Source organism: Sphingomonas sp. SP3 (assembly GCF_058514305.1).
The window spans coordinates 133,941-160,154 of record NZ_JBZSOE010000001.1; the positions used below are offsets into that span (position 1 = coordinate 133,941).

The window sequence follows — 26,214 nt, forward strand, 5'->3', positions numbered from 1 at the left end:
TTCACAACGAGCATGCGTGTGGGGGGTAAACGCTCGGCAAGAGGCGTGGCCGCCGCAAAAACTGGGGAGAGATGGCGGCATGGCTGCTTTGCACAAGCGCGCGTTGTATCGATTGATGTTGGGTGGCTCGGTCGTCGCCTTCGTTCCAGCCTTGGCTCACGCGCAAACGGCTCCGCCGCCGCCGGTCAATGAGACCCAGCAGACCGAAGAGCAGCGACCGGATACGGCCAATACGACGGCCGCCGAAGCGCCCCCGGGAACAGCTGGCAACGACATTGTCATCACCGGCATTCGCGCCTCGCTCCGCCAGTCGATGGACATCAAGCGCAACGCCCAGGGCGTGGTCGACGCGATCTCCGCCGAGGAAATGGGCAAGTTCCCCGATACGAACCTCGCCGAGTCGCTCCAGCGCATCACCGGCGTTTCGATCGACCGCTCGAACGGAGAAGGTTCATTCGTCACGGTCCGCGGCTTCGGCCCGGAATATAACCTCGTTCTCCTCAACGGCCGCGAGATGCCAACGTCATCGCTCAGCGGCGGCGGCGGCGAGCCGCCGAATTCGCGTGCGTTCGATTTCGGCAACCTCGCTTCCGAAGGCATCGCGGCGGTCGAAGTCTATAAATCCGGCCGAGTCACGCTGCCCACCGGCGGCATCGGCTCGACGATCAACATCTTGACGCCGCGTCCGCTCGATCGTCCGGGCATGCGCGGCAGTATTTCGGCAAGGGCCGTGCTCGACACGTCGCAGAACGGCCACAACGATATCACTCCGGAAATCTCGGGCATCTTCAGCGATACCTTCGCCGACGGTCGCGTCGGCATCCTCGTGACCGGGTCGTACCAGCGGCGGAAGTCCAGCACGAACCAGGCCAACGTCGGCTGGCGCGACGGCTATCTCGGATCGGAAAACAACTGGGGCTCGCTGCCGAACAACGACCAGCAGGTCAATCGGCCGGGGCCGACCGACGTCTACCAGGTGCAGCAGAATGCGTCGTACGATCTCAACGACATCGATCGCAAACGCATCAACGGCCAGGCGGTCCTGCAATTCCGCCCGATGGATAATCTGACCGGGACGCTCGATTACACCTACTCGCGAAATACCGTCGAAACCCGCAACAGCAACGTCGGAATCTGGTTCAACTTCGGAGACGTTTCGAGCCAGTGGACCGACGGCCCAGTCGCAGGTCCGATCTTCTACACGGAGCGTTTCTGCCACGCCGGCGTGGATGCCAATTGCTCGCTTGGTAAGGATCTGAGCTACAGCGGCTCGCTTACCTCCAACCGCAGCACCAACAAGTCGCTGGGCGCCAACCTCGCGTGGGACGTCTTCGACCGGCTCCATCTCCAGCTCGATGGACACCATTCGACCGCGGTATCGAAACCGAACAACAAGTACGGAAGTAACATGTCCGTCGGTAATGCGGTGTTCGGAATCGCGAACCAGACGGTCAATTACGAACATGACCTGCCGGTCATAAGCGTCAACATGTATCCCGAGGTCGATGCCCTGGACCCGGCGAACATCACGCCAACCGGAAACGCGTTCCGGAACGCTTACTTCAGGGACCGCATCAACCAGGGTCAGTTGAAGGGCAATTGGGACTTCGATGGGTCGTTCCTCGACAGCATCGACTTCGGCGTGTCCTACGTCGACAACAAGATCCGCTCCGCCTTCGGCGTGCTTCAGAACGATACGTGGGGCGGCGCCGGACCGGCATCCGACATCCCTGACGACATCTTCACTTTGCAGAGTTTGCCGGACAAATTCCCGGGCCTGTCGGGTCACAACGACCCCAACATGATCCAGTCCTTCTATTCGTTCGATTTCGAGCGAATGGTCGACCTCATCAACGGGCTTTATGGCACCTGCACGCATCCGCTGACCGGAACGCCGTCGGGCGATGGCTGTCTGGCAAAGTTCTCGACCGATCGCCGGATCAAGGAAAAGACGCTCGCGCCTTACCTCCAAGCGAACATGACGTTCGACCTGTTCGAACGCCCGTCGCACATTCGCGCGGGTCTCCGTTACGAGCGCACGAGAATCAACTCATCCGCCCTCGTGCCGGTTCCCTCGAACACTCAATGGGTGGCCGAGAATGAATTCAATCTGATCTTTACCGGCCAAAGCGATTTCACGACGCTCAAGGGCAAGTATCACGAATGGCTCCCGGCCATCGATTTCGACGTCGAGCCGATCCACAATGTGAAGCTGCGCGCGTCCTACAGCCACACGATAACCCGGCCTGATTATGCGAGCATGCAAGGCGGCCTCTCGCTCGACACGCTGTTCCGTGTCGGCGGCGGCACCGGCAGCCAGGGCAATCCGAACTTGTTGCCGTACAAATCGAAGAACGTCGATCTGTCGGCGGAGTGGTATTACGGACCCCTCAGCTACCTGTCGGTCGGCTATTTCCACAAGGATGTCTCGAACTTCATTTCGACCACCCGGGTCGACCAAAACGCTTTCGACCTGAGGACGCCGGTCGGCGGGCCTCGCTATCTCGCGGCGATCGCAGCGCTCGGGGCTGGCGCGACCGCCGGCGCTATTCGCGATTACATCATCGCAAATTACCCGAGCACGGTGATCACCACGGGTACCGGGCAGAAGCTAATTCAAACCTTGCCCGAAGATCCGCTGCTCAACTTCGAGATCAACACACCGACTAATTCGGACCAGAAGGCGACCATCCATGGCTGGGAATTCAACATCCAGCACAGTCTGTGGAACACCGGCTTCGGGGTCATCGCGAACTATACGATCGTCAACGGCAGCGCGAAGTATAACAACGAGCTGCCCGCGAGCGTCCCGCAGTTCGCGCTGGTTGGCCTCAGCGACAGCGCCAACGCCGTGTTGTTCTACGACAAGCACGGAATCCAGGCGCGCCTGGCCTACAACTGGCGTGACAAGTTCCTCGCCGGAAGCGGTCCAAACCCGACCTACGTCGAGGCCTATGGCCAGCTCGATGGAAGCGCGAGCTACGAGGTCATGAAAGGTGTCACCGCCTTCGTGGAAGGCATCAACCTCACCGGTTCCAAGCGCCGTGGACACATGCGGCACAAGAACAACGTAACCTTCGTGTCGCCTGGGTTCGCGCGATACACGGCGGGCCTTCGCTTCACCTTCGGTGGAGATGGGCCAAGGGCAGCGCCGCCGCCGCCGGTCTATGTGCCGCCGCCGCCACCAGCGCCTGCCGCGACGCAGACCTGCGCGGACGGCTCGGTGATCCTGGCGACATCGGCCTGCCCGGTTCCGCCGCCACCGCCACCGCCGGCCGAACGGGGTGAACGCGGGAGCTAAGGTTTAACTTCCCTCTCTCCCATGCCAGAGTGTTCGAACCCCTTCATGGACACTCTGGCAATCGGGAGAGACGAAGCCTCTAACATGTTCGACACCCGGGAAATGGGCCGATGAGGCGCGTCGTGATTGTTGGCGGCGGTACGGCCGGCTGGCTCTCGGCCTGCCTGCTGGCCGCCAAAGGCGCGGCGAATGGTCGCGGACCCCTCTCGATTACTCTCATCGAAGCGCCCAATATCCCCACGATCGGCGTGGGCGAGGGTACGTGGCCCACCATGCGCGCAACGCTGTCGGCGATCGGGCTGGACGAGGACGACTTCCTCAATTCATGCGACGCGAGCTTCAAGCAGGGCTCGCGGTTTGACGGCTGGGTGACCGGCGGCGAGGGCGATTTCTACTACCACCCGTTCAGCCCACCGCCCGACGGCGACGCCTCGGAGCTGGTCAGCGCGTGGCGGGAACTGGCGCCCCGTGCGCCGTTCGCGTTCGCGGTCGGCGCGCAGCCGGCAATCTGCGAAGCGCAGCTTGCGCCTCGCCAGCAGTCGATGCCGCCTTATGCGGGCGCGCTCAATTACGCTTACCATCTCGATGCCGCGAAGCTTGCCGCCCGGCTATCCCGCCACGCGGTAGAGGCGCTCGGCGTCACTCACTTGCGCGACGAAGTCGTCGGCGTCGACGCCGGTCCCGATGGCAATATCGAAGCAGTTCGGACGCGCGAAGGAATCGCTGTGGAAGGCGACCTTTTCATCGACTGCTCGGGCCACGCAGCGCTGCTCATCGGCAAGCATTTCGGGGTCGACTGGATCGACCGCGGCGGCGTGCTCGCCAACGATCGCGCGCTCGCGGCTCAAGTACCGGTCGAGCCGAATTCACCAATTGAGTCGCAGACCATAGGGACCGCGCATGAAGCGGGCTGGTTGTGGGACATCGGTCTGCCGACCCGGCGCGGCATCGGCTGCGTCTATTCTTCGCGGTTCCTGGACGACGACGGCGCGCACAAGATCCTTCGGGATTACGTCGCTCGAGCGGTCGGCGACCGCGCGGTCGCCGATCTCAATCCGCGTGCGCTGTCCTTCCCGACCGGCCACCGAGCGGAATTCTGGAGAGGTAATTGCATCGCCATCGGTCTCAGCGCCGGCTTCATCGAACCGCTCGAGGCGTCGGCGATCGTCATGATCGAACTGTCGCTGAATGCGCTGACCGACAATTTTCCCGCGACCGCGGATGTGCTGCCAATCCACGCCGCTCGGTTCAACGATCTGTTCCGCACGCGCTGGGACCGCGTCGTCGAGTTCCTCAAGCTTCACTACGCGCTGAGCAGGCGGAGCGAGCCATACTGGCTGGCGCAGCGAGATCCCGAGAGCATCCCGCCGCGACTTGCCGATCTGCTGGCCCTTTGGCGTGACCAGCCGCCCTCGTCCTACGACTTGCCGCTGTCGAACGAGATCTTCCCCGCCGGCAGCTACCAATATGTCTTTTACGGAATGCGGGGATCTGTGCCCGTAGTGCTGCCGACGCCGGGTGAATCACTGCGGCGCCAGTTTGAGCAGATTCGGCAGCGCACGCGCGGTTTGCTAACCGCGCTGCCAACGAACCGGGCGCTCCTCGGCGCGGCAACAAGCAAGGCGGAGAAAACCAGCCAGGGATGACCAGTCACGTTGCTCTCGACAGCCAAGCGCATCGCGATATTCGCATCCGCGGCGGCGCATCGGCCGAGCTTGGCGATGCAGTCATGGCCTGCATCACGGTGCCGAACGAATTCCGCCGCGTTCAGAACGAATTCCCGATCCTGTTCCGACGCGACCTCGAAAGCGGAAAATTCTCGGCGCTCGCGTTGTTCGGCTTCGAGAACGGAGAAAACCTGTTCCTTGAGGACGGTGAGTGGGATGCAAGCTACCGTCCGCTCGCTTTGTCGATCCAACCGTTCCTGATCGGACGGGCTCAGGGCGCGGACGAGGCCGAAGTCCACATCGACATAGAGCACAAGCGCATCGCTCAGGGCGGTGAAGAGGGGCTTCGCGCGTTTGACGAGCACGGGCGCCCGACGCCTTATCTCGAAGACGTGATGGGCGGGTTGGATGAACTTGATCAAGGCTATCGCGCAAGCGCGAATTTCTATGCCGCGCTCGAACGTTACGAGTTGCTTGAGCCATTCTCGTTCGACGTGGAGCTCCGCGACGGATCAAGCCATCGCCTGGTCGGCTATCATTTGATCGACGAGGAGAAGCTCAGCGCGCTCGAGGCAGGCGCAATAAATGAGCTTCACTCCGCCGGCCATTTGATGCCGATCTTCATGGCCATCGCATCGCTGTCGAACCTCGCGCGGCTCGTGGAGCGCAAGAACCGTCAGGCTGGTCATGGCTGATGCGGCGGCTTCGCACGGCGATGCGCCGAGGCCAGTCGCCGAAGAGCGCGTGTCGGCGGCGGAGATCGACGCGCGATTGAAGGATGCCGAGAAGCCGTTTGTGGTCCGCGGACTGATCGCAGACTGGCCGCTGGTCAAGGCAGGGCTGGAGAGCGGGACAGCCGCACGCGCCTACCTGCTGCAACATCGCCGCGACCGTGCGTTCACCGTCAACATCGGGGAGCCTGGCGGCGGCGATCGGCTGTTTTACAACGCAGCGATGGGCATGAACTTCCGCACGGGCAAAGGTGACCTTGCGGACATCTTCGCCGGGATCGACGCCAACGAGGACAAGCGGGACGCTCCGGCGATCTACCTCTCGTCGGTCGACGTGCAGGGCTATTTCGATGGGCTTCACGAAACCAACCACGTCGACCTTGGCGATCGCCAGCCAATCGAAAGCATCTGGATCGGCACCCGCACGCGAATTGCCGCGCACAACGATTTCCCAAGCAATCTGGCCTGCTGTGCTGTCGGCAGGCGGCGTTTCACCCTGTTTCCGCCCGAGCAGTTCGTGAATTTGTATGCCGGCCCGATAGATTTCACGCCTGCCGGTCGCCCGGTCAGCATGGTCGACCTGCGAAAGCCGGACTTCGATGCGTTCCCGCGTTTTCGCGACGCGCTGAAAACAGCGCAGGTTGCGGAGCTTGAGCCGGGGGACGCGATCTTCATTCCATCGATGTGGTGGCATCACGTCGAGGCGCTCGCGCCGTTCAATGTGTTGGTGAATTATTGGTGGCGCGATACGGCGCGCTTCCTCGCTCAGCCGCAGGATGCGCTCAATCACGCATTGCTGGCGATCCGCGACTTGCCCGATGCTGAGAAGCAGGTGTGGAGGCAGATGTTCGAATATTACGTCTTCGGGGATGCAACGATTGCGGCCGATCATATCCCTGAGAGCGCGCGCGGCATCCTTGCGCCGCTCGATGCCGAAAGCGCCGGCCGAATCCGCGCCAACCTGCTCCGGAGCTTGTCGCGATGAGCGCGTGGCCACTGAGGCGCATCGTTATTGCCGGCGGAGGCACCGCTGGCTGGATGGCCGCCGCTGCGATCGCCAAGACTCTCGGCCACGCGACCGAGCTCACGCTTATTGAGTCCGACCAGATCGGGACAATCGGCGTTGGCGAAAGCACAATCCCGCCGCTCGTCACCTACAACCGGCTGCTCGGCATCAATGAAGCCGAGTTCATGCGGGCGACGCAGGCGACCTTCAAGCTCGGCATCGGCTTCGAGAATTGGAAGGAAGTCGGTCATCGCTACTTCCACAGCTTCGGAACGACCGGAAAGGATCACTGGAGCGCGGGCTTTCAGCACTTCTGGATGAACGGCCTCGAGCGGGGGCACCAGCAGCCTTACGACGATTATTGCCTCGAACTGATGGCGGCCTACGCGGGCAAGTTCGCGCACCTTCCCGACGATCGGATGAACTACGCCTACCAGCTGGATTCCTCGCTCTATGCGAAGTTCCTGCGTGCGATGGCCGAGAAGGACGGCGCGACCCGCGTCGAAGGCAAGATCGCAGAGGTCGAAGTCGACAGTGCAAGTGGCGACATTGCCGCGCTGAAGCTCGAATCCGGACAGCGCATCGAAGGCGATCTGTTCATCGACTGCACTGGATTTCGGGCGCTGCTGATCGATGGTACGCTTGGCTCGGCGTTCGAAGATTGGACGCATTGGCTGCCCAACGACAGCGCGATCGCGATCCAGACTCGCTCGGTGCGGCCGGCGGTTCCTTACACGCTCGCCATCGCGCATGATTCCGGGTGGCGCTGGCGCATCCCGCTGCAGCATCGAACCGGAAACGGAATCGTCTTCTGCAGCCGCTATCTCGACAAGGACGCGGCGCTTGAGCGGCTGTTGGGAGACATTGAAGGCGACACGCTGACGCAGCCCAATGTGCTGCGGTTCAAGGCGGGGATGCGGCGACGGCAGTGGGTCAAGAACTGCGTCGCGGTTGGCTTGTCGAGCGGGTTCATGGAGCCGCTGGAATCGACCAGCATCCACCTCATCCAGCGCGCCGTCCTCAGGCTAATCCGGATGCTGCCGCTCAGCGAGATCAGCGACCGCGACATCCTGGAGTTCAACGACCAGATGGAGCAGGATTACCTGCAGATCCGCGACTTCCTGATCTTGCACTACAAGGCCACGGACCGGCGCGACAGCGAGTTCTGGCGCTATTGCGCGGACATGGACGTGCCCGACAGCCTCACGCAGAAAATCGAGCTGTTCCGCGACACCGGTCGCGTGTTCCGCCGTAACGAGGAATTGTTCGCGGAGAATAGCTGGGTGCAGGTCATGATGGGGCAGGGGATCATGCCGAAATCCTATCATCCGATCGCGACCAAGCTTAGCGATGCCGAGATGACGAAGCTCTTGTCGACCATCCGCGACAATGTTGCGCAAACCGTCGCGGGACTCCCCGATCACCCTGCCTATGTTGCGCGTTATTGCGGGGCGGCGAATGCCGATGCGGCGTAATGGCCATGGCTGACGATAATCCCGGCGCGAGGCCGCGGGGCCGCCGTCGCCAGGCGGTCACGATCAAGCATGTCGCGGCGGACGCGGGGGTGTCGCTGCAGACGGTTAGCCGTGTCATCAATGACGGGGCGAACGTCAGCCCGGAAATGAAGTCGAGGGTCCAGGCGTCCATCGACAAGCTTGGCTATGTCCCATCAATTGCGGCGCAGCGGATGAGCGGGTCGCGTTCCTACCTGGTGCTCGCATTAAACGACCGCGATCGCACGATCGCCGACTGGACTTCCCGCCAAGGTGTCGACTGGGTCGACCAGATGCTGCTCGGCGGAATGCTGAAATGCGCGGAGCTCGGGTATCGCATGATGATCGAGCTGGTCGACACGCACAGCGACCATGTCGAGCGGGAGCTTCGCGCGACCATCGCTGCGTTGCAACCGGACGGCGTGATCCTTACGCCGCCGCACTCGGACAATCCGCTCATTACGCGCGTGCTCGACGAGCAGCATATTCCGTTCGCCCGCATCGGGTCGATCGAGCCCGGCGCCGGCATTCGGATGACGATGGACGACGAGCATGCCGCAAGGCTCGCGACCGAGCATCTGGCCAAGCTCGGGCACCGCCGCATCGGCTTCATTAGCGGTTCGGGCGAATATTCGTTGAGCCAGTGGCGCGTCGACGGCTGGAAGGCGGCAATGAAATCGGCTGGGCTGGATACGACAGACCTGCTGGCCGAGGGCGACTTCAGCTTCGGTTCGGGCGAGCGGGCTGCGCGCCGGCTGCTGAGTCTCGACGATCCAGCAACGGCAATCATCGCCAGCAACGACCAGATGGCGCTGGCGACCCTCGATGTTGCGCGCGACCTGGAATTCGCCGTGCCCGCCGATCTTTCGGTGATCAGCTTCGACGACACGCCGATCGTGCGCTTTACGGTTCCCACCTTGACGGCGGTGGACCAGCCGATCGCCGCGACGGCGTCGCGCGCGGTTGAGCTGATCATCGATATCCAGCGAGGCGGCAAAATCCCGGACGAACCGATCGTCATTCCCGCTGCGTTGGTGCGCCGCCAGTCCACCGGACCGGTGCCCGCCAGGCGCACGTGATCGCGGAGCCGCGACAAGCAAGCCCACGCTTTTTGTGGCTGTTCGCGCTGGCCTGGGCGGGCGGCGCTGTCGCCTATGTTCCGTTCCTCACCATCCTGCTGCCGTTGCGGGTGGTCGCAATTGCCGGGGACGACAGCGTCCGCCTTCTCGGGCTGATCACCTTCTTCGGCGCGCTCGCGGCAAGCGTCGGCAATATCCTGTTCGGCTGGCTCAGCGACCGCTCCAGGGACCGGCGGCCTTGGGTTGCGGCTGGGCTGCTGATAAGCGTGACTTTGCTTATGTCGGTACCCGTCGGACGGGACGCGGTTTCGATCATCGCCCTCGTGATGTGCTGGCAATTGGCGCTCAACATGATGCTGGGACCGTTGTCGGCCTGGGCCGCGGACCGGGTGCCGCGCGAACAAACTGGCTTCCTCGGAGGATTGATGGCTTTGTCGCCGGCGCTCGGCGCCCTGTCCGGCGTGATTGCAACGGTTCCGGGCCTAGCAGACGCCAATCAGCGCCTGTGGCTGGTGGCCGCGATGGTGGCCGCCTGCGTCGCTCCGGTCATTCTGTTTGGGCGCAGCAAGACTATCCAGGCCGCGCATGACGAGGCGGGACCGCCGCGCAAGTTCGCGGTACGGATGTGGCTTGCGCGGCTCTTGGTGCAAATCGCCGAGGCTGCCTTGTTCGCCTATCTTCTGCTTTATTTTCGAACGCTCGATCCCGGCGTCGATGAAAGCCAGATTGCGCGTTTGTTTGGCGCGGTATTGGCCGTAGCGTTGCCAATCGCGATTGTGGCCGGCAGGTTTGCGGACCGCACGTCGCGCCACACGCTGCCCTTGGCCCTCTGCGCGTGCGGATCGGCGATCGGTCTGATCGCAATGTCGCTCGCAGCAAGCCTCGGTCAGGCAGTCGCCGCCTACATCCTGTTCGGCTTGGCAACGACCGTTTTCCTGTCGCTGCACAGCGGACTGACCCTTCGCGTATTGCCGAGCCCCCAGCATCGCGGACGCGACCTCGGCATCTTCAACCTGACCAACACCGTGCCGTCACTGATCATGCCGTGGCTCACCATCGCGATTGTGCCGCGCGGCGGATATGCGACCCTCTTTGTCGTGTTGGCGGCGCTCGCCGCAACATCTGCAACGCTGCTTTTCACGCTGAAACGGCTCGACTAACCTTGCTTTCGCGGCGTTCCCGTGCGAACGTTGATAACGTTCACAACGGGGAGGGAATCCTGATGACGGGCATGCGGCCCAGGCTGCTGGCGGCAGCGGCGATCCTGACGTTCGTGGCATCCGCGGCGTGGAGCGCGCCGGAACCATCCCCATCGGCCGTCGCACACCCGTCGCTTTGGCCTACAGCGCATAGCCCTACCGCCATCACCGATGCCGCGACCGAGAAGCGGATCACCGCGATGATGTCGCGGATGACGCTCGAGCAGAAGGTCGGGCAGCTCGTCCAGGCGGATATCAGCACCATTACGCCAGAGGACCTGATCAAATATCCGCTCGGATCGATCCTCGCCGGGGGCAACAGCGGCCCTTACGGCAATGAACGCGCCAATGCCGCGCAATGGCACCAGCTCGTGGAAAGCTTTCGCGCCGCTTCTGCGAAGAACGGTGCAGGGATCCCGATCCTATTCGGGTTCGATGCGGTTCACGGCAACAGCAATGTGCCGAACGCGACTATTTTTCCGCACAACATCGGTCTGGGCGCGACCCACGACCCCGCGCTGATCCGGCGCATTGCCGGCGTCACCGCCGCCGAAGTTGCGGGCACCGGTATCGAGTGGACCTTTGCGCCGACCTTGGCGGTCCCGCAGGATCTCCGCTGGGGCCGGAGTTACGAGGGATATTCTTCCGATCCGAAACTGGTTGCGGCCTATGCGCGGGAGATGGTGCTGGGGCTTCAAGGCCCATTGCGCCCGGGCGTCGACGTCGATGCGCGACACGTCGCGGCCAGTGCCAAGCACTTCCTTGCCGACGGCGGTACCGACCAGGGACATGACCAGGGCGATGCGAAGATTTCAGAAGGGGACCTGATTGCCATCCACGCCGCGGGCTATCCGCCCGCGATCGACGCCGGGACGCTGACGGTGATGGTCAGCTTCTCCGGCTGGAACGGGGTGAAGCATACCGGAAACGAAAGCCTCCTGACCGCCGTTCTCAAGAATCGCATGGGCTTTGAGGGCCTGGTGGTCGGCGACTGGAACGCGCACGGCCAAGTGGCCGGCTGTACGGTTACCGACTGCGTGGCCGCGGTGAACGCAGGGCTCGACATGTACATGGCGCCCGACAGCTGGAAGGGCCTGTACGAGAACCTGGTTCGGGAAACGAGAGCCGGCCAGATTTCGATGCCGCGCATCGACGATGCGGTTCGCCGGATACTGCGGGTCAAGGCGAAGCTGGGTCTGCTCGACGGCAAGGGTGGGGCTCGTTTCGATGCCTCGCAGATCGGCCGGCCGGAACATCTGGCGGTCGCGCGCGAAGCGGTCGCGAAGTCGCTCGTCCTCCTGAAGAACGAAGGCTCCGTGCTGCCGATCAAGCGCGGCGCCAACGTGCTCGTCGCGGGGCCCGGTGCAGACAATATCGCAATGCAGACGGGTGGCTGGACGGTCAGCTGGCAGGGCGACGACGTCACTGCCAAGGATTTCACGAACGGGCAGACGGTTTATTCTGCAATTCGTGATGCGGTGGCCAAGACCGGCGGCAAGGCATCCTTGTCCGCGGACGGCAGCTTCACGACGAAACCCGACGTGGCGATCATCGTCTTTGGCGAGAAGCCTTATGCCGAATTCCTCGGTGACGTCCCGACCCTGGCCTACCATCCCGGCAACGACCAGGACCTGGAGCTTCTCAAAAAACTCAAGGCCGCCGGTATCCCCGTGGTCTCGGTCTTCATGTCGGGACGCCCACTGTTCGTATCGCGGGAGATCAATAGCTCAGACGCGTTCGTCGCTGCCTGGCTTCCGGGCACGCAAGGAAATGGCATTGCCGACGTCCTGGTGGAAAATGCCAACGGGAAGACGGCGCGCGATTTCACCGGTTCGCTTCCTTTCCCCTGGCCGGCGGACGCTCGTTCGCCCGTTACCGAGCCGTTGTTCAAGGTTGGTTATGGCCTGAACTACGCGCATCCGGCCCATGTCGGCGCATTGTCGGAAGATCCGAAGATGGATCTCGCGGCGGCGGTCGATATCGACGCATTGTTCCTCAATGGACGCGCGGCCGGCCCTTGGGCGTTGAGCCTGGCGGATTCGGCTGGCGGCCGAACCGTTTCAGATAGCCGGGCTCAATCGCTCGGCGGGGCTATCTCGATGGTACCGATCGATCTTGGGGCGCAGGAAAATGCGCGTCGCTTCGCCTGGACTGGCCCAGCGTCGTTCAGCATCGTCGGTGCCTCGGCGGATTTTGCACGGCAGCTCAACAATGCATTCGCGCTGAGGCTCGACGGGAGCGTGGAAGCAATGGGCAGCGGCCCGGTGCGCCTGTCGATCAACACCACCACGCTCGACGCGACGGAGTTGCTGCGGTCGCAGCCGGCTGGAAAGCCGTTCACCATCAAGGTGCCGCTGCGCTGCTTCGCCGACGCCGGCGCAAGCCTCACCAACGTCACGACACCGCTCAAGATCGAGGGGTCGCCGGGGCTCGCGCTGGTGCTCCAGTCGGCACGGGTCGAGGCGGTCGGCGAGAATCTGGCTTGTCCGCCAGCCGCACGCTGACGGTCAACCAAGTCCGTTCTGGATCAATGCTTTAGGCTTGGAACACTGCGGTCGCATTACTGGCGATCGCGATGCAACAGGCGAGACGCGAGACCCATCACCGACCGCGCGAGTTGCGCCGGCGCGTCCTTATGCCCGCGCGGTTGCGCTCGACGAGTGGTTGGACGGATGCATGCATCCTCAACATCTCGTCGCGCGGGCTGCTGGTCCATTCCGCGCGAACCGGCCCGGCGGGCAGCGTCGTGGAACTGTGGCGCGGCGATCATGTCATTGTCGCGCGGGTCATGTGGCAGGACGGGGCGAGGGCAGGGCTTCAGTCAGACGACAAGCTGCCCGTCGACCAGATCCTAAGCCTTAATAGCTCAACCGCGCTGATCCTGACGGCCGCTCAGCCGCAGGCAGGTCAGCCGACGTGGGAAAGAAGGAAGCGTGACCGGCGCTCGCAAGGCCGATTGATCGAATATGCGGGCGTGGTGCTGATCGCCTGCTCGCTCGCCATGACCACGTTCAACCTCGTCGTCGAGGTGCTGGGCAAGCCGATGGCGATGATCAACGCGGCGCTCGGCGGGTAGCAAAGCCTCACTCGCCCGATGCCTGCGGCCGCGCTATGCGCCGCGCATGAACCCGATCTACGAACAAATGGCCACAAGCGTATTCGAGCGCATGTCGGGCCTCGCAACGAAGCATGGCGCCGTCAATCTGGGGCAGGGGTTTCCGGACTTCGGCTGGCCGGAGCAGATTCTCGATGCCGCGGCCGACGCGGTCAAGAATGGCTCCAATCAATATGCGCCGTCTCGCGGCATTCCCGCGCTGCGACAGGCCGTCGCCGCGCACTACGGCCGCCAGTACGGCCAGGACATGTCGGCTGACCATGTGTGCGTCACCAGCGGTGCGACCGAGGCGCTGGGCGCGGCGATCCTGGCAACCGTAGCGCCGGGCGATGAGGTCATCATTTTCACGCCGGCCTATGACAGCTACGCGCCGATGATCCGCCGCTCCGGCGGCAAGCCGGTCGAAATTGCGCTCCAACCGCCCGCCTGGCGCATCGACCGTGCGATGATCGAAGCCGCGGTGACCGAGCGCACACGCGCAATCCTGTTCAATAATCCGCACAACCCGGCGGGACGGCTGTTCGATTCGGACGAGCTTGAAGCGGTGGCCGCCGTTGCGCGCGAGCGCGACCTGATCGTGATCAGCGACGAGGTCTGGGAGCATATCGTGCTCGACGGAGCGAAGTTCACGCCGCTCGCAACCTTGCGCGGCATGGCCGAGCGCACGATCAAGATCGGGTCGGCGGGCAAGATATTCTCGCTCACCGGGTGGAAAGTGGGCTGGATGGCGGCAGCGCCCGAGCTCGCGTCGGTGGTTGCGCGCGCCCACCAGTTCCTGACCTTCTGCACCGCCCCGAACCTGCAGGCCGCGGTGGCCTTCGGTCTCGACGAGGGCGATGCGTGGCTGCAGCCGATGCGCGACCGGTTCGAGCGCGCGCGCGACCGCATGACGAGCGGGCTTCGAAATGCCGGTTTCACCGTCCTCGACGCCGCGGCGACCTATTTCTTGTGTGTGGACCTCAAGGCTTCAGGAATCGACGCTGACGACGAAACGTTCGCGGCTGCCGCGGTAGAGCAGGCGGGGGTCGCCGTCGTTCCAATCTCGGCCTTTGCCGAGAAGAGCCCGTCGAAGCATCTCGTTCGCCTGTGTTTCGGCAAGAAGGACGAGACGATCGACGCGGGGATCGCAGCCATGGCTAAGGCGAAGGAGCTGTTCGCATGACGCCTGCCGAGGAAGCCGACGACATCCTGAAACTGTTCTCGCTCGATTGCGGCGGCAAACTCGTCAGCTTCTCGCCTATCGACGGCAAGGCGATCGGCCGCGTTACGCCGGGCGATCCGGATCGCGCGGCTGAGAAAGCTGCGGCGGCGTTTGAGCAGTGGCGTACCATTCCCGCGCCGCGCCGGGGCGAGTTGGTGCGGCTGCTTGGCGAGCAATTGCGCGAGGCCAAGCCGGTTCTTGCCAAGATGATCACCCTCGAAGCGGGGAAGATCATCCAGGAGAGCCTCGGCGAGGTTCAGGAGATGATCGACATTTGCGACTTCGCGGTCGGACTGTCGCGGCAGCTGTATGGGTTGACCATCGCAAGTGAGCGCCCGAACCATCGGATGATCGAGCAATGGCATCCGCTCGGGCCGGTGCTGGTGATCAGCGCGTTCAATTTCCCGGTGGCGGTTTGGGCGTGGAACGCAGCACTGGCCCTCGTCTGCGGCAATCCCGTGATCTGGAAACCGAGCGAGAAGACGCCGCTCTGCGCCGAATTGGTGATGCAGCTTGTCCGACGGGCAATGCGTGGCTTCGCTGAAGCACCCGATGGCCTCATCCAGCTAGTCCAGGGGGAGCGCGGTGTCGGCGAAGCTTTGGTCGACGATCCGCGCATCGCGTTGGTCTCGGCCACCGGGTCGACGGCGATGGGGCGAGCCGTGGGCCCGCGCGTCGCGCAGCGATTTGGTCGGTCGTTGCTAGAACTTGGCGGCAACAATGCGATGATCGTTTGTCCGAGCGCGGACCTGGAACTTGCGGCGCGCGCGATCCTGTTCTCGGCGGCGGGCACCGCGGGCCAACGCTGCACCACGCTCCGCCGGCTCATCGTTCACGAGAGCGTCGCGGATCAGTTGCTGGCGCGGGTCACGCAATTGTTCGGGCAGGTGAAGGTCGGCGATCCGAGGGTGGCCGATACGCTCATCGGTCCGCTCATCGATGAAGCCGCTTTCGACGCGATGAAGGCGGTACTCGGCGATGCGATCAACCGCGTCGACGCGATCGAAGGCGGCTTCTATGTGCGCCCGGCCCTGGTCGAGGTCGACGCGCAGTCGGGGACGATGCTGCAGGAGACCTTCGCCCCGATACTTTACGCGCTCCGCTACAGCGATCTCGACGAAGCAATCGCGATCAACAACGCCGTTCCGCAGGGATTGTCATCGTCAATCTTCACCAATGACCTGCGCGAAGCCGAGCGTTTCATGTCCGCCGCGGGGTCGGATTGCGGCATCGCCAACGTCAATATCGGTCCATCGGGCGCCGAGATTGGCGGCGCGTTCGGCGGCGAGAAGGAGACCGGTGGGGGCCGCGAAAGCGGGTCGGACAGCTGGCGCGCCTACATGCGGCGCCAGACCAACACGATCAATTACGGGTCAGAGCTGCCGCTCGCGCAGGGCATCCGCTTCGACATCGCCCCCTAAATCGGCCGCGCTGAGCACCGACTTCCAGCTGTCGAGGAAGTCGTCGCGCCACGCTTTAAGCTTGGCAGGCTCGAGTGGTGGCGAGATGAAATAGCCCTGCGCCAGGTCACAACCGAGGTCGCGGACAAGAGCTAGTTGCTCTGCCGTTTCGACGCCTTCGGCAGTTGCTGTGAGGCCGAGGCCATGGGCGAGCTCGACCACCGCCTTGATGATGAGCCGGCAGTCCCGCGAGCGAACCACATCGGCGACGAACGCCTGGTCAATCTTCACTTCGGTGAAAGGCAGCTGGCGAAGCTGCATCAATGACGAATAGCCGGTTCCGAAATCGTCGATCGCAAGCCCGATGCCCTTGATCCGGAAACGCGTCAGCGTGTCCATAAGCTTCACCAGCGGCTGGGTCGCGCCTTCGGTCAGCTCGAGGACCAGCCGGTCGGTGGGGACGTCCAGCGCGCGGCACATGCGCTCGACCAGGTCGGGGAAATCGAGGTGCTGGAGGCTGAGCGCCGAGATGTTGAAGGCGATGCAGGTGTCGAGGCCGTCGTCGCACCAGTCGAGCCATTGCTTGAGGATCGTCCGCAGGCCCCATTGGGTGAGGTCGTCGATCAGCCCGTGGTTCTCGGCGAGTGGCACGAACCGCGAAGGCGCGACCGGCCCGAACTCCGGGTCGTCCCACCGGACCAGGGCCTCGACGCGGACGAGCCCGCCATCGCGCAGCGACACTTTCGGTTGATAGACCATGTGAAGCCGCTGCTCTTCGAGCGCGCGGCTGAAGCCGGAGAGTAGATTCTCCCCTGCTGGTGCAGTCATGACGGAAGGCCGGCCTTCAGCTCGGCAAGCGTGGTCTCTAGCTCTTCCAGGCGAACCGGCTTCTCTAGCGGCCCCGCCATCGTGAGGCCGAGCGCCTCTCCGAGACGGAATGCGGATTCGAGCACGCGGCGGTCGAAACCGCTGACGATGAGGACCGGCGCTTCATATTGCTGGTCGGCGAGGAAACGCAGCAGCTCGACGCCGTCCATCCCCGGCATGCCGAGGTCGAGCGCGACCATCTCTGGGCGGTCGGCGACAAACTGCTCGCGGAACTCCTCGTCGTTGGCGGTGATCCGGGGCTCGAAGCCAGTCTCGCGCGCCGCGCTGGCGAGGTATTCGGCAAGGGCAGGCTCGTCGTCGATCAGCAATAGGCGCGGCTGGGTCAATTCAAACTCCCCCTGTGCGGCCCCAAAGGCCACGAACGCGCGAGCGGGCCAAAACGCAACGCTCTTTTAACCGTAACGCCGATAAAGTCCCATTTTGGCGCGATTTGCGCGGGTGGAGGCGTATGGGAATGTTCTCGCTGATCCGGAGGCGCGCCGGAAAATTCGACGATGGATCGACCGACGCTGCGTTCGAGTCGACGATGGTGTCGTTGTCGACAGCCGTCCCACGGCCCGCTGAGCGCCGCACCGATGAACGAGTCTCGGCGATGCTTCGCGTGGGCAAGCTGAGCGTGGGCTCGGGCGAGCAACAGCTGGTGAAGGTGAAGAACCTTTCCGCCGGCGGTTTGATGGCGCTGGTAAACCAGGTGCCCCAAATCGGTGAGCAGGTCAGCGTCGAACTGTCGTCGCAGAAGATCCCGGGGTCGGTGGTCTGGACCCGCGACGAGGTCATCGGGGTGAAGTTCGACCAGAACGTCGACCTCGGTGAGCTATTGGCGGGCCGCAAGCCGCGCCACGGCTTCCGCGCCCGCCCACCGCGGCTCGAGATTGCGTGCAAGGCGTCGGTTCGCGTCGGCAAGCTGTATTACAGCGTCGAAGTGCACGACATCTCGCTCGGCGGCATGAAGGTCGAGCCGATCGAGGAATATTGCGTCGGCAAGAAGGTCGTTGTGGTCGTGGAGAGCCTGCGGCCGATCAAGGGCGAGGTGCGCTGGTATTCCGACCGGAAGGCCGGGATCGTGTTCGACAAGCCGCTCGACTTCGATGAGCTCGCCGAATGGGTAGGCAAGCGGCTTGAGCTTGCAAGCCTGAAGGCAAGCTATCATAAGAATTAAGGTGGTTATTATTTAACCGTCAAACGAATAGTGTTTATCTATTCTATAATGTACCACGCTGGTACTTACCCAATACTTTAACCTCCGTAACAAAAATGCTATGCCCATTCTGGGCTGACGCGTGATTGAGTCGCCTTAACGTGACTTGATCGTCGAACATTGTCGGTCCTGACGCGGCGCGTTCTGCGCTGTGAACGGGGAGACTAGTGATGAAGAATCTTTCGATGCTTACGGCGGCGATCGCGCTGGCCATTCCGGCCTCCGTGACGATGCCGGCTCCGGCGGTCGCCAAGGCCAATCCGAACGTGGCTTTCTGCAAAAGCTACATCGCTGACCCGCTGATTGCCGACGACAACCTGAACCTCGGCGAGTGCATCAGCCTGACTACAGTCGGCAATAATTACGCGAATAAGGGCAAGGCGAAGCACGCGTTCGCCGTGCACCTGTGCGATTATTACGCCGAGAATTATCCGGACGACTTCGCCACGACCTGGGGCGGCACGAAGTCGGCCTGCATCGCAGCAGTCGAAGCAACGCTCTGAATTGACGGTTAGGCCGGCCCGGCTGCTGGCGCGCCGGGTCGGCCGACTTCTATCCAAGGCTGGTTGTCGCGGTCGTTCCGCGTACATATCTATCTCGCTCTAGCAGGAGCGAAATATGGCTGAGGAAGTCGCAATCTTCGCGGGCGGATGTTTCTGGTGCACCGAAGCGGTGTTCCTGGACGTTGTCGGCGTGAACAAAGTCGAGAGCGGCTACACCGGCGGCTCGGTCGCCAACCCGACCTATAAGCAGGTGTGCGGCGGCGATACCGGCCATGCCGAGGCGATCCGGATCACTTACGATGCCGACCAGCTGAGTTACGACGACCTGCTCGACATCTTCTTTGCGACTCACGATCCGACCCAGCTCAACCGCCAGGGCAACGACGTCGGCACGCAATATCGGTCGGCAATCTTCCCGCTGAATGCGGAGCAGGACGCCAAGGCACGAGCAGCGATCGAACGGAACAATGAAGATCATGGCGGCCGGATCGTCACCACGATCGAGCCTTTGGGCGAATGGTATCCAGCCGAGGACTATCACCAGGATTATTGGGCCGGCGAGGGCCAGCGGAATCCCTACTGCCTGGCGGTGATCCCCCCCAAGCTTCAGAAATTGCGCAAGAGTTTCCAAGCGCGTGTCAAATCGGCAACAGCGTCGGCTTAATTCCAGCCAATGCCGGATAAATGCTTGGAAGTTGAATAACTTCCAGCAATAGGCTCCCCGTAACAGGGGAAGAGGGGCGGCGTTTTTGCCGCCCCTTTTTTTTTATGCGTTCGCGGCGCGGGCGAGACGATCGTTGATCGCGATGCCAAGCCCTTCATTCGGCACAGGCGCGACGGCGATGCGCGCCTTGGCGGAAGCGTCGGCCTGATAAAGCAGGTCGAACAACCGCGCTGCCGCTTCGATGAGGTCGCCGGACGGGCTGAGGCTCGCGTCGCCGGCGATTGTCCCGAAGCCGATCAGATATTCGTCAGCTTCCGCCGCAGTGGCCTTAACGCGCAGCGGTTTCGACGGCGCATAATGGCTGGCGAGCTGGCCCGGCGCTTCGATGCGACTGCTTTCCGAGGCCGCCGCATCGACTTCGATCGGGCCGTGCCTAAGCAGCCGCAACGGGCCGCCGGTTGCGGCGACGATGGTCGATTCAATGCCGCGCTGGGTCGGCCCTGCGTCGAGAATGAGCGAAATGCGCCCGCCCAGGCTCTTCACCACGTGCTCCGCCCGCGTCGGGCTGATCGATCCGCTGGCGTTGGCGGACGGGGCTGCAAGTGGCCGACCCACCGTCCGCAGCAGCGCCTGCATGGCGGGATGGGCCGGTACGCGCAGCCCGATCGTCGGCAGGCCGGCGGTAACGATCGAAGCAATGCCAGCGTTTGCTCGTAGCGGCACCACGAGCGTCAGTGGTCCGGGCCAATGTGCCTCGGCGAGCGATTTCGCGGCTTCGTCGAATTCGCCGACCGCCTGCGCCGCCGTGAAATCCGGCACGTGGACGATTAGTGGATTGAAGCTCGGGCGCCCCTTGGCTTCGTAGATTCGCGCGACGGCATCGGCATTGGTCGCGTCCGCGGCGAGCCCGTAAACGGTCTCGGTGGCCACCGCGACCGGCTCGCCAGCGAGGATCAGCTGCGCGGCCTCGGCGACATTCTCATCCGTGAAAGGAAGAACCCGCGTTTCCATCGACACGCGGCTAGAGGATAAAGGCCTCCGCCGGAATACTAGGCGCGTTCGCGGTCGAGCAGTTCGGCAGGATCGATGCCGAGACGCTCCATGCGGGCCCGGATTTCGGGCCATTCCTGCTTCATGAAGCGGCTGCGCTCGGAATCGCCGAGCCGGGCCCGCGCGCCTGGCGCAACGAACATGCCGACGCCGCGCTTCACCACGATCAAGCCTTCGTCCTGGAAGCCCTGATAGGCCTTGGCCACCGTAAGCGGGTTCGCCTGCTGCTCGGCTGCGAAGGCGCGCACCGAGGGCAGGGGATCGCCGTCGCCATATTGGCCGGCGAGGATCGCATCGGCGATCGTCTCGCGCAGGCGAACGTAAACCGGCTTGTCGTGCTGGGTGCGAAGCGTCATGCTGTCATAATACAGCGGATCGCAGAAAGTTCAACGGAAAAGTCAGTGGCTTGGCGGTTGCCACTCGGTCGCCACGTCAGCGAGAGCTGGGCGATCGCGCTCTTCGAGCTCGCGGCTGGCATGGCCAATGAAGATGAAACCGGCGATCCGTTCGCCTGGTTTGCAGAAAGCAGCACGAACCAGGTTCGAATAGGTTCGCCATCCGGTTACCCAACCGGCGTCGAAGCCAAGCGCCTCGGCGGCGAGCAGCAGGTTCATGCCCGCCGCGCCGCATGAAAGCTCCTGCTCCCATACCGGGATCTTGTGATTCTGGACCGGCGCGGAGACGAGCACGACCAGGCTGCCTTGATAGTGGGCGAAGTCGTGCTCCTTTTGCCGCTTGGCGGGGGACGGGTCGGGCTCCGCTTCCTCGAGTGCGGCTTGCAACAGGGCTTCGAACGCGTCGCGCTGATCATCTGCGACGGTCACGAAGCGCCACGGCGTAAGCGCTCCATGATCGGGCGTGCGGGCCGCGATGGTGAGCATGTGATCCAACTCAGCCTTGGTGGGACCAGGGCCGACGAGCTCGCGCGGCTTGCCTGACCGGCGGGTCTCCAGAAGCGAGAGGATCGACGAGCGGTCATTGAGCATCGACCGGGCGCATAGCGGCGCTAAGGGAGCGCAACAATCGGCTTCACAAGGGAATTTTGGCCGCTACGGTCACGCGCGGATATTGGGGAGAGTACCGGATGGTCGATACGCCAGCCGTCGAAGAACCGTTTGCGCCTGCTTCAGGCAAGTCAAATCCCGCCGACAAAGGCATGTGGTTCGGCCACCCGCGCCAGCTAGCCCGGCTGTTCACCACGGAGATGTGGGAGCGGTTCGGTTATTACGGCATGCGGGCGCTGCTGACGCTCTACCTGACCAAGCATTTCCTCTTCTCGGACCAGCAGGCGACCGGCCTTTATGGCGGATACACGGCCCTGGTTTACCTGACCCCGCTCGTCGGCGGGTTCCTTGCCGACCAATATCTCGGCTCCAAGCGGTCGGTGAAGTTCGGCGCCATCATCATGGCCCTGGGTTATTTCACGCTCGCCTTCGGCGGCTCGCCGGCGAAGCCTTATGCGGTCGTCGACGGCCAGCGGTACGAAGTCGTCGTCGACAATTTCGTCGATCGGCCCACCAGCCATGCCGAAGAAGCGCGTTTCCTCGTCGACAATGGCAAGAAGCTTCAGATCCGCGGCAATGACGACGGCTCAATCTCGCTGCTCGACAACGGCACCGAGGCCAAGCGCCTGCCCAAGGGTTCGATGGAATCGGGCGGGGACCGCAATCCGCTGACGCTCGCCATCATGCTCATCGCGCTGTCGATGATTTCGGTCGGCAATGGCTTCTTCAAGCCCAACATCTCGACCATCGTCGGAACGCTGTACGACCAGGCGGATCGCCGCCGCGATGCCGGCTTCACCATCTTCTACATGGGCATCAACCTGGGCTCGATCCTGGGACAATTCTTCTGTCCGTTGCTCGCTGACTGGCTCGGTTGGTGGGCAGGCCTCAGCCTCGCGGGCGTTGGAATGCTCATCAGTTTCTTGCTGATCCAGTTCGATGGCGGCCGTCTCGATGGATATGGCGAGCGGCCTGCCAAGGCGCCCAACAAGGACATGGTCATCTACATCTGCGCCCTGCTCGCGGTGCCGGTGTTCGTGTTCCTGTTCAGTAACCTCATGAACACTGGCGAAGCCGAGCCGGGCTCCGGTTTCATCGGCTATCTCGCGTCCCTGTCGTTGATGGGCAAATTGCTGTTCGGCACGTTCATCGTCGCCGTGCCCGGAATCCTTTTCTGGTCCTATGCAAAAGGCACGCGCCAGGAAGCGCAGATGATGACTGCGGCGATGGTCCTGATCATCTTCAATGTCTTCTTCTGGACCCTGTTCGAGCAGGCCGGGTCGTCGCTGACCTTGTTCGCCGACCGCAACACGGATCGCAGTGTCTTCGGCCTGTTCTCGATCTCCGCGCCCCAGACGCAGAACTTCAACCCGATCTCGATCGTGATCTTCGCGCCATTCATGAGCTTGCTGTGGACTGCGCTTGCGAAGCGCGGGCTGGAACCGTCTATCCCGATCAAATTCTCGATCGCGCTGATGGGCGTCGGCGCAGGGTTCCTGTTCCTGGTCTTCGGATCGACCTTCGCCGGGGCCGGCAACAACTACCAGGTCGGGTTGTGGTGGCTGGCCGGCCTGTACCTCATCCATTCGCTCGCAGAATTGTGCATCTCTCCGGTCGGATTGAGCATGATCACCAAGCTGTCGATCGCCAGGGTCGTCGGCCTGATGATGGGTGTCTGGTTCCTGTCGATCTCGGTCGCGCAATATGTCGCGGGCGTGGTCGCGCAGTTCGCCAGCGTCGAAACGGTGGGCGGCCAGGTCACAAACTACAAGGTTAGCCTCGACTCCTACACCGCGACATTCACCACGATCGCTTGGATCGCGATCGGGGCTGGCGTCGTGCTGTTCCTCCTGTCGTGGCCGCTGAAGAAATGGATGCATGGTGTTAAATAAGGCGCTGACGCTCGCGCTCGGCGCCGGGCTGTTGTCCGGTTGCGCGATGCTCGAGCCGAAGCCCAGGCCGGCACCGGCAGTCCACGTCAACGAAGACCCGTATCCGTCGACTTATGTGCGCTATCCGGGCGTCCTGACCGTCATTCGCCACGCCACCGTGTTCGACGGCGACGGTCGGCGGATCGATGACGGCACGGTCGTATTTGCCGATGGGGTGATTCAGGCAATCGGCGGGCCCGACCTTGCGAGCCCGGTCGGCGCGCTGGAGATCGACGGCACGGGCAAATGGGTGACGCCCGGCATCATCGATATTCACAGCCACCTCGGAGACTATCCTTCGCCGGGTGTTTCCTCATTATCCGATGGCAATGAAGCGACTTCGCCTGTGCGGCCCGAAGTGTGGGCCGAGCATAGCGTCTGGCCGCAGGACCCGGGCTTCAGCCGCGCCCTTGCAAACGGTGGCGTGACGACGTTGCAAGTCTTGCCCGGCTCGGCCAACCTGTTCGGCGGCCGTTCCGTGGTACTGAAGAATGTGCCAGCGCGCACGACCCAGGGCATGAAGTTCCCGGGCGCGCCATACGGCCTGAAGATGGCGTGCGGCGAGAACCCGAAGCGCGTCTACGGCTCGAAGGGCAACATGCCCCAGACGCGGATGGGCAATATCGCCGTCGCCCGCGCGACCTGGATCAAGGCGCAGGGCTACAAGCGCAAGTGGGACAAATATTACCGCAACGGCGGCGACATGCCCGAACGCGACCTCGCGATGGATACGCTGAAGGGCGTGCTCGAGGGCAAGATCCTGGTCCAGAACCACTGCTACCGTGCGGATGAGATGGCGCAGATGATCGATATGTCGAAGGAGTTCGGCTATCACATCACCGCGTTCCACCACGCGGTCGAAGCCTACAAGATCGCCGACCTGCTGCGCGAAAACGATATCTGCGCGGTGATGTGGGCCGACTGGTACGGCTTCAAGATGGAAAGCTACGATGCGGTGAAGGAGAACATCCCGCTCGTGCAGAATGCCGGCGCGTGCGCGATGGTCCACTCCGATGACCCCAACGGCATTCAGCGGCTGAACCAGGAAGTGGCAAAAGCGCTCGCCGACGGCCGGCGCGCCGGCATCAACATCAGCGACGAAGTTGCTTGGGAATGGCTCAGCCGCAACCCCGCGAAAGCGCTCGGGATCCTGGACAAGACCGGCACGCTGAGCCCCGGCAAGATGGCCGATGTCGTGTTGTGGAACGGCAATCCATACAGCGACTACACGCGGCCTGAACGCGTGTGGATCGATGGCGCGCTCATGTACGACATGAACGATCCCAAACGGCGCCCGGTCAGCGACTTTGAGCTCGGCCAGCCGGGCGAAGGAGACACGAAGTGATCCGCGGGCTCGCCGCACTGCTGCTGGCCGCGGCAGCACCGCTGAGTGCACAAACGTTCGTCATCAGCGGCGGCACGGTTGCGCTCGGCGATGGGTCCGAGCCGATCCCGAATGGCCAAGTGGTGATCCGCGACGGCAAGGTTGTTGCCGCCGGCAATATCCGGATGAAGCTGCCCGCGGGCACCCAGGTCATCGATGCGACGGGCAAATGGGTGACGCCGGGCATCGTCGCCGGCTTCTCGCGTCTTGGCCTTGCCGAAGTCGACCTGACTGCGAGTGAGGAAGATGGCGGCGGGTCTAGCGACACGTCGGGCGCAGCCGACGACACGACGTCAAATGGTCTGTTCAACGCGGCAATCGACGTTGTCCCGGCAATCAACCCGCGTGACACGACGATCGCGGTCAATCGCGCCGATGGCGTGACCCGCGCGCTGGTCGCCCCGTCGATCGGCCGCAACATCTTCGCCGGGCAGGGCGCGGTCATCGATACCGGGGCGGACATGGATGCGATCACCGCCGCGCGGAAATTCCAGTTCGTCGAGCTTGGTGAGACCGGTGCCGAAAAGGCCGGCGGGTCGCGGGCCGCGGCTTATGCCCTGTTCCGCAATGCGCTGCGCGAGGCGGGGCAGCTGCGCCGCAACGCAGGCCCGCTGAGCGCTTCGGGCGCTGGCAACGCTAACGAGACCGATAGACCACTGATCCGCGACCCGAATGAGTCGCGCGTCTACGAAGCGCGGCGCAACGACGACGTGGTCCTGACGCGTTACGACGCTGCCGCGTTGGTTCCTGTGGTGCAGGGGCGGCAGTATCTGCTGGTTCACGTCGAGCGCGCCAGCGACATCCTCAACGTGATCGGGCTGAAGCGCGAATTTCCCGCGCTCAAGATCGTGTTGGTCGGGGCGAGCGAAGGGTGGACCGTGGCCGACCGGATCGCTCGCGCCGGCATTCCCGTTATCGCGTCGGCGGTGAACGATTTGCCGGCGAGCTTCGAGCAGATCGCGGCGACACAATCCAATGTCGGGCGGATGCGCTCGGCGGGTGTCAACGTCTCGATCGGGATGATCGACGATAGCGACACGCGGAACCTGTTCATGGAACGCCAATATGCGGGCAATTTGGTCGCGCTTCAGCGCGTCCCCGGAGCGACCGGCGTCAGTTGGGGCGAGGCGCTGGCGATGATCACCTCGCGCCCCGCCCAGGCGATCGGCATGGGCGGTGAGATCGGCAGCCTCGCGGCCGGGCGGAAAGCCGACGTCGTTATCTGGTCGGGCGACCCGCTCGAAGGATCTAGCGCGGCCGAGCAGGTGTTCATCGATGGCGTTCGCCAGCCGCTTGACGACCATCAATCTCGGCTCCTCGAGCGCTACCGCTATCTGCCGCGGCGCGACCTGCCTGAGGCGTACCGGCACTGACGCCTCGCGCTGGCGGCTCGCAGCCGC

22 protein-coding genes are annotated in these 26,214 nt (G+C 63.4%); 17 read left to right on the forward strand and 5 right to left on the reverse strand.

From position 1 onward, the window contains the following. The first annotated feature begins 79 nt into the window (after window positions 1-79). From AC4K8G_RS00820 to amaB, 11 genes are all read left to right on the forward strand, one after another. Window positions 80-3,301, forward strand: coding sequence for a TonB-dependent receptor (locus AC4K8G_RS00820; RefSeq protein ID WP_491732291.1), 3,222 nt, complete (start codon window positions 80-82; stop codon window positions 3,299-3,301). 110 nt (window positions 3,302-3,411) lie between these two features. Further along, the gene (locus tag AC4K8G_RS00825; RefSeq protein ID WP_491732292.1) at window positions 3,412-4,947 is read left to right on the forward strand and encodes a tryptophan halogenase family protein; all 1,536 of its coding nucleotides are present in this window, start codon (window positions 3,412-3,414) and stop codon (window positions 4,945-4,947) included. Then, window positions 4,944-5,663, forward strand: a complete 720-nt coding sequence (locus AC4K8G_RS00830) for a SapC family protein (protein ID WP_491732293.1) — start codon at window positions 4,944-4,946, stop codon at window positions 5,661-5,663. The genes AC4K8G_RS00825 and AC4K8G_RS00830 overlap by 4 nt, the downstream gene beginning before the upstream one ends. Further along, a complete protein-coding gene (locus AC4K8G_RS00835) occupies window positions 5,656-6,684 on the forward strand; it encodes a cupin-like domain-containing protein (RefSeq protein ID WP_491732294.1) in 1,029 nt (342 codons plus the stop codon). Before AC4K8G_RS00830 ends, AC4K8G_RS00835 begins: the two co-directional genes overlap by 8 nt. Beyond that, complete coding sequence (locus AC4K8G_RS00840) at window positions 6,681-8,180, forward strand: tryptophan halogenase family protein (RefSeq protein WP_491732295.1); 1,500 nt, start codon at window positions 6,681-6,683, stop codon at window positions 8,178-8,180. The genes AC4K8G_RS00835 and AC4K8G_RS00840 overlap by 4 nt, the downstream gene beginning before the upstream one ends. A gap of 5 nt (window positions 8,181-8,185) precedes the next feature. Next, on the forward strand, window positions 8,186-9,277 hold the full coding sequence (locus AC4K8G_RS00845; protein WP_491732296.1) for a LacI family DNA-binding transcriptional regulator: 1,092 nt from the start codon (window positions 8,186-8,188) through the stop codon (window positions 9,275-9,277). After that, window positions 9,274-10,437, forward strand: a complete 1,164-nt coding sequence (locus AC4K8G_RS00850; RefSeq protein ID WP_491732297.1) for an MFS transporter — start codon at window positions 9,274-9,276, stop codon at window positions 10,435-10,437. Before AC4K8G_RS00845 ends, AC4K8G_RS00850 begins: the two co-directional genes overlap by 4 nt. A 62-nt stretch (window positions 10,438-10,499) precedes the next feature. Beyond that, on the forward strand, window positions 10,500-12,980 hold the full coding sequence (locus tag AC4K8G_RS00855; RefSeq protein ID WP_491732298.1) for a glycoside hydrolase family 3 protein: 2,481 nt from the start codon (window positions 10,500-10,502) through the stop codon (window positions 12,978-12,980). A gap of 131 nt (window positions 12,981-13,111) precedes the next feature. Continuing rightward, window positions 13,112-13,552, forward strand: a complete 441-nt coding sequence (locus tag AC4K8G_RS00860) for a hypothetical protein (protein ID WP_491732299.1) — start codon at window positions 13,112-13,114, stop codon at window positions 13,550-13,552. A 46-nt stretch (window positions 13,553-13,598) separates the two neighbouring features. After that, on the forward strand, window positions 13,599-14,753 hold the full coding sequence (locus tag AC4K8G_RS00865; protein ID WP_491732300.1) for an aminotransferase: 1,155 nt from the start codon (window positions 13,599-13,601) through the stop codon (window positions 14,751-14,753). Then, window positions 14,750-16,213: an L-piperidine-6-carboxylate dehydrogenase gene (amaB, locus tag AC4K8G_RS00870; RefSeq protein WP_491732301.1), complete on the forward strand. Its 1,464-nt coding sequence runs from the start codon at window positions 14,750-14,752 to the stop codon at window positions 16,211-16,213. The genes AC4K8G_RS00865 and amaB overlap by 4 nt, the downstream gene beginning before the upstream one ends. Here amaB and AC4K8G_RS00875 read toward each other — a convergent pair. Beyond that, window positions 16,166-17,020 carry an EAL domain-containing protein gene (locus AC4K8G_RS00875; RefSeq protein ID WP_491732302.1) on the reverse strand — a complete coding sequence of 285 codons (855 nt, stop codon included), beginning with the start codon at window positions 17,018-17,020 and terminating at the stop codon, window positions 16,166-16,168. The two genes, amaB and AC4K8G_RS00875, sit on opposite strands and share 48 nt — an antisense overlap. Further along, window positions 17,017-17,406 (reverse strand): response regulator, encoded by a 390-nt coding sequence (locus AC4K8G_RS00880; RefSeq protein ID WP_491732303.1) that lies wholly within the window; start codon window positions 17,404-17,406, stop codon window positions 17,017-17,019. Before AC4K8G_RS00880 ends, AC4K8G_RS00875 begins: the two co-directional genes overlap by 4 nt. A gap of 128 nt (window positions 17,407-17,534) precedes the next feature. On the opposite strand from AC4K8G_RS00880, the gene AC4K8G_RS00885 reads away from it, so the two are divergent. The 3 genes from AC4K8G_RS00885 to msrA all read left to right on the forward strand — a co-directional run bounded on the left by AC4K8G_RS00885 (window position 17,535) and on the right by msrA (window position 19,445). Beyond that, window positions 17,535-18,239, forward strand: a complete 705-nt coding sequence (locus AC4K8G_RS00885) for a PilZ domain-containing protein (protein WP_491732304.1) — start codon at window positions 17,535-17,537, stop codon at window positions 18,237-18,239. A 209-nt stretch (window positions 18,240-18,448) separates the two neighbouring features. After that, window positions 18,449-18,781, forward strand: a complete 333-nt coding sequence (locus tag AC4K8G_RS00890; protein ID WP_491732305.1) for a hypothetical protein — start codon at window positions 18,449-18,451, stop codon at window positions 18,779-18,781. Between the two features lie 115 nt (window positions 18,782-18,896). Next, window positions 18,897-19,445 carry a peptide-methionine (S)-S-oxide reductase MsrA gene (gene msrA / locus AC4K8G_RS00895; RefSeq protein ID WP_491732306.1) on the forward strand — a complete coding sequence of 183 codons (549 nt, stop codon included), beginning with the start codon at window positions 18,897-18,899 and terminating at the stop codon, window positions 19,443-19,445. 102 nt (window positions 19,446-19,547) lie between these two features. On the opposite strand, the gene AC4K8G_RS00900 is transcribed toward msrA, so the two are convergent. The 3 genes from AC4K8G_RS00900 to AC4K8G_RS00910 are packed head-to-tail and all read right to left on the reverse strand — an operon-like array spanning window position 19,548 to window position 21,481. Further along, the gene (locus tag AC4K8G_RS00900) at window positions 19,548-20,456 is read right to left on the reverse strand and encodes an L-threonylcarbamoyladenylate synthase (protein WP_491732307.1); all 909 of its coding nucleotides are present in this window, start codon (window positions 20,454-20,456) and stop codon (window positions 19,548-19,550) included. A gap of 38 nt (window positions 20,457-20,494) precedes the next feature. After that, entirely contained in the window at window positions 20,495-20,851 is a 357-nt protein-coding gene (locus tag AC4K8G_RS00905) for a GntR family transcriptional regulator (protein WP_491732308.1), read from the reverse strand. A gap of 42 nt (window positions 20,852-20,893) precedes the next feature. Beyond that, entirely contained in the window at window positions 20,894-21,481 is a 588-nt protein-coding gene (locus AC4K8G_RS00910) for a nitroreductase family protein (RefSeq protein WP_491732309.1), read from the reverse strand. Window positions 21,482-21,579: 98 nt separating this feature from the next. Here AC4K8G_RS00910 and AC4K8G_RS00915 point away from each other — a divergent pair, with 98 nt between their 5' ends. Genes AC4K8G_RS00915 through AC4K8G_RS00925 form a run of 3 tightly spaced genes read left to right on the forward strand, consistent with a single transcriptional unit; the run spans window position 21,580 to window position 26,187 of the window. Continuing rightward, the gene (locus tag AC4K8G_RS00915; RefSeq protein ID WP_491732310.1) at window positions 21,580-23,391 is read left to right on the forward strand and encodes a peptide MFS transporter; all 1,812 of its coding nucleotides are present in this window, start codon (window positions 21,580-21,582) and stop codon (window positions 23,389-23,391) included. Window positions 23,392-23,437: 46 nt separating this feature from the next. Then, window positions 23,438-24,775: an amidohydrolase gene (locus AC4K8G_RS00920; RefSeq protein ID WP_491734380.1), complete on the forward strand. Its 1,338-nt coding sequence runs from the start codon at window positions 23,438-23,440 to the stop codon at window positions 24,773-24,775. Further along, complete coding sequence (locus AC4K8G_RS00925) at window positions 24,772-26,187, forward strand: amidohydrolase family protein (RefSeq protein WP_491732311.1); 1,416 nt, start codon at window positions 24,772-24,774, stop codon at window positions 26,185-26,187. The genes AC4K8G_RS00920 and AC4K8G_RS00925 overlap by 4 nt, the downstream gene beginning before the upstream one ends. The last annotated feature ends 27 nt before the right edge of the window (window positions 26,188-26,214 follow it).

Coding starts and splice junctions, on each gene's coding strand:
- AC4K8G_RS00830 (WP_491732293.1), top strand. CDS start 4,944: ATGACCAGTCACGTTGCTCTCGACAGCCAAGCGCATCGCGATATTCGC.
- amaB (WP_491732301.1), top strand. CDS start 14,750: ATGACGCCTGCCGAGGAAGCCGACGACATCCTGAAACTGTTCTCGCTC.
- AC4K8G_RS00825 (WP_491732292.1), top strand. CDS start 3,412: ATGAGGCGCGTCGTGATTGTTGGCGGCGGTACGGCCGGCTGGCTCTCG.
- AC4K8G_RS00835 (WP_491732294.1), top strand. CDS start 5,656: ATGGCTGATGCGGCGGCTTCGCACGGCGATGCGCCGAGGCCAGTCGCC.
- AC4K8G_RS00840 (WP_491732295.1), top strand. CDS start 6,681: ATGAGCGCGTGGCCACTGAGGCGCATCGTTATTGCCGGCGGAGGCACC.
- AC4K8G_RS00890 (WP_491732305.1), top strand. CDS start 18,449: ATGAAGAATCTTTCGATGCTTACGGCGGCGATCGCGCTGGCCATTCCG.
- AC4K8G_RS00875 (WP_491732302.1), bottom strand. CDS start 17,020: ATGACTGCACCAGCAGGGGAGAATCTACTCTCCGGCTTCAGCCGCGCG.
- AC4K8G_RS00860 (WP_491732299.1), top strand. CDS start 13,112: ATGCCCGCGCGGTTGCGCTCGACGAGTGGTTGGACGGATGCATGCATC.
- AC4K8G_RS00905 (WP_491732308.1), bottom strand. CDS start 20,851: ATGACGCTTCGCACCCAGCACGACAAGCCGGTTTACGTTCGCCTGCGC.
- AC4K8G_RS00865 (WP_491732300.1), top strand. CDS start 13,599: ATGAACCCGATCTACGAACAAATGGCCACAAGCGTATTCGAGCGCATG.
- AC4K8G_RS00885 (WP_491732304.1), top strand. CDS start 17,535: ATGTTCTCGCTGATCCGGAGGCGCGCCGGAAAATTCGACGATGGATCG.
- msrA (WP_491732306.1), top strand. CDS start 18,897: ATGGCTGAGGAAGTCGCAATCTTCGCGGGCGGATGTTTCTGGTGCACC.
- AC4K8G_RS00820 (WP_491732291.1), top strand. CDS start 80: ATGGCTGCTTTGCACAAGCGCGCGTTGTATCGATTGATGTTGGGTGGC.
- AC4K8G_RS00845 (WP_491732296.1), top strand. CDS start 8,186: ATGGCTGACGATAATCCCGGCGCGAGGCCGCGGGGCCGCCGTCGCCAG.
- AC4K8G_RS00915 (WP_491732310.1), top strand. CDS start 21,580: ATGGTCGATACGCCAGCCGTCGAAGAACCGTTTGCGCCTGCTTCAGGC.
- AC4K8G_RS00900 (WP_491732307.1), bottom strand. CDS start 20,456: ATGGAAACGCGGGTTCTTCCTTTCACGGATGAGAATGTCGCCGAGGCC.
- AC4K8G_RS00855 (WP_491732298.1), top strand. CDS start 10,500: ATGACGGGCATGCGGCCCAGGCTGCTGGCGGCAGCGGCGATCCTGACG.
- AC4K8G_RS00910 (WP_491732309.1), bottom strand. CDS start 21,481: ATGCTCAATGACCGCTCGTCGATCCTCTCGCTTCTGGAGACCCGCCGG.
- AC4K8G_RS00920 (WP_491734380.1), top strand. CDS start 23,438: ATGCTCGAGCCGAAGCCCAGGCCGGCACCGGCAGTCCACGTCAACGAA.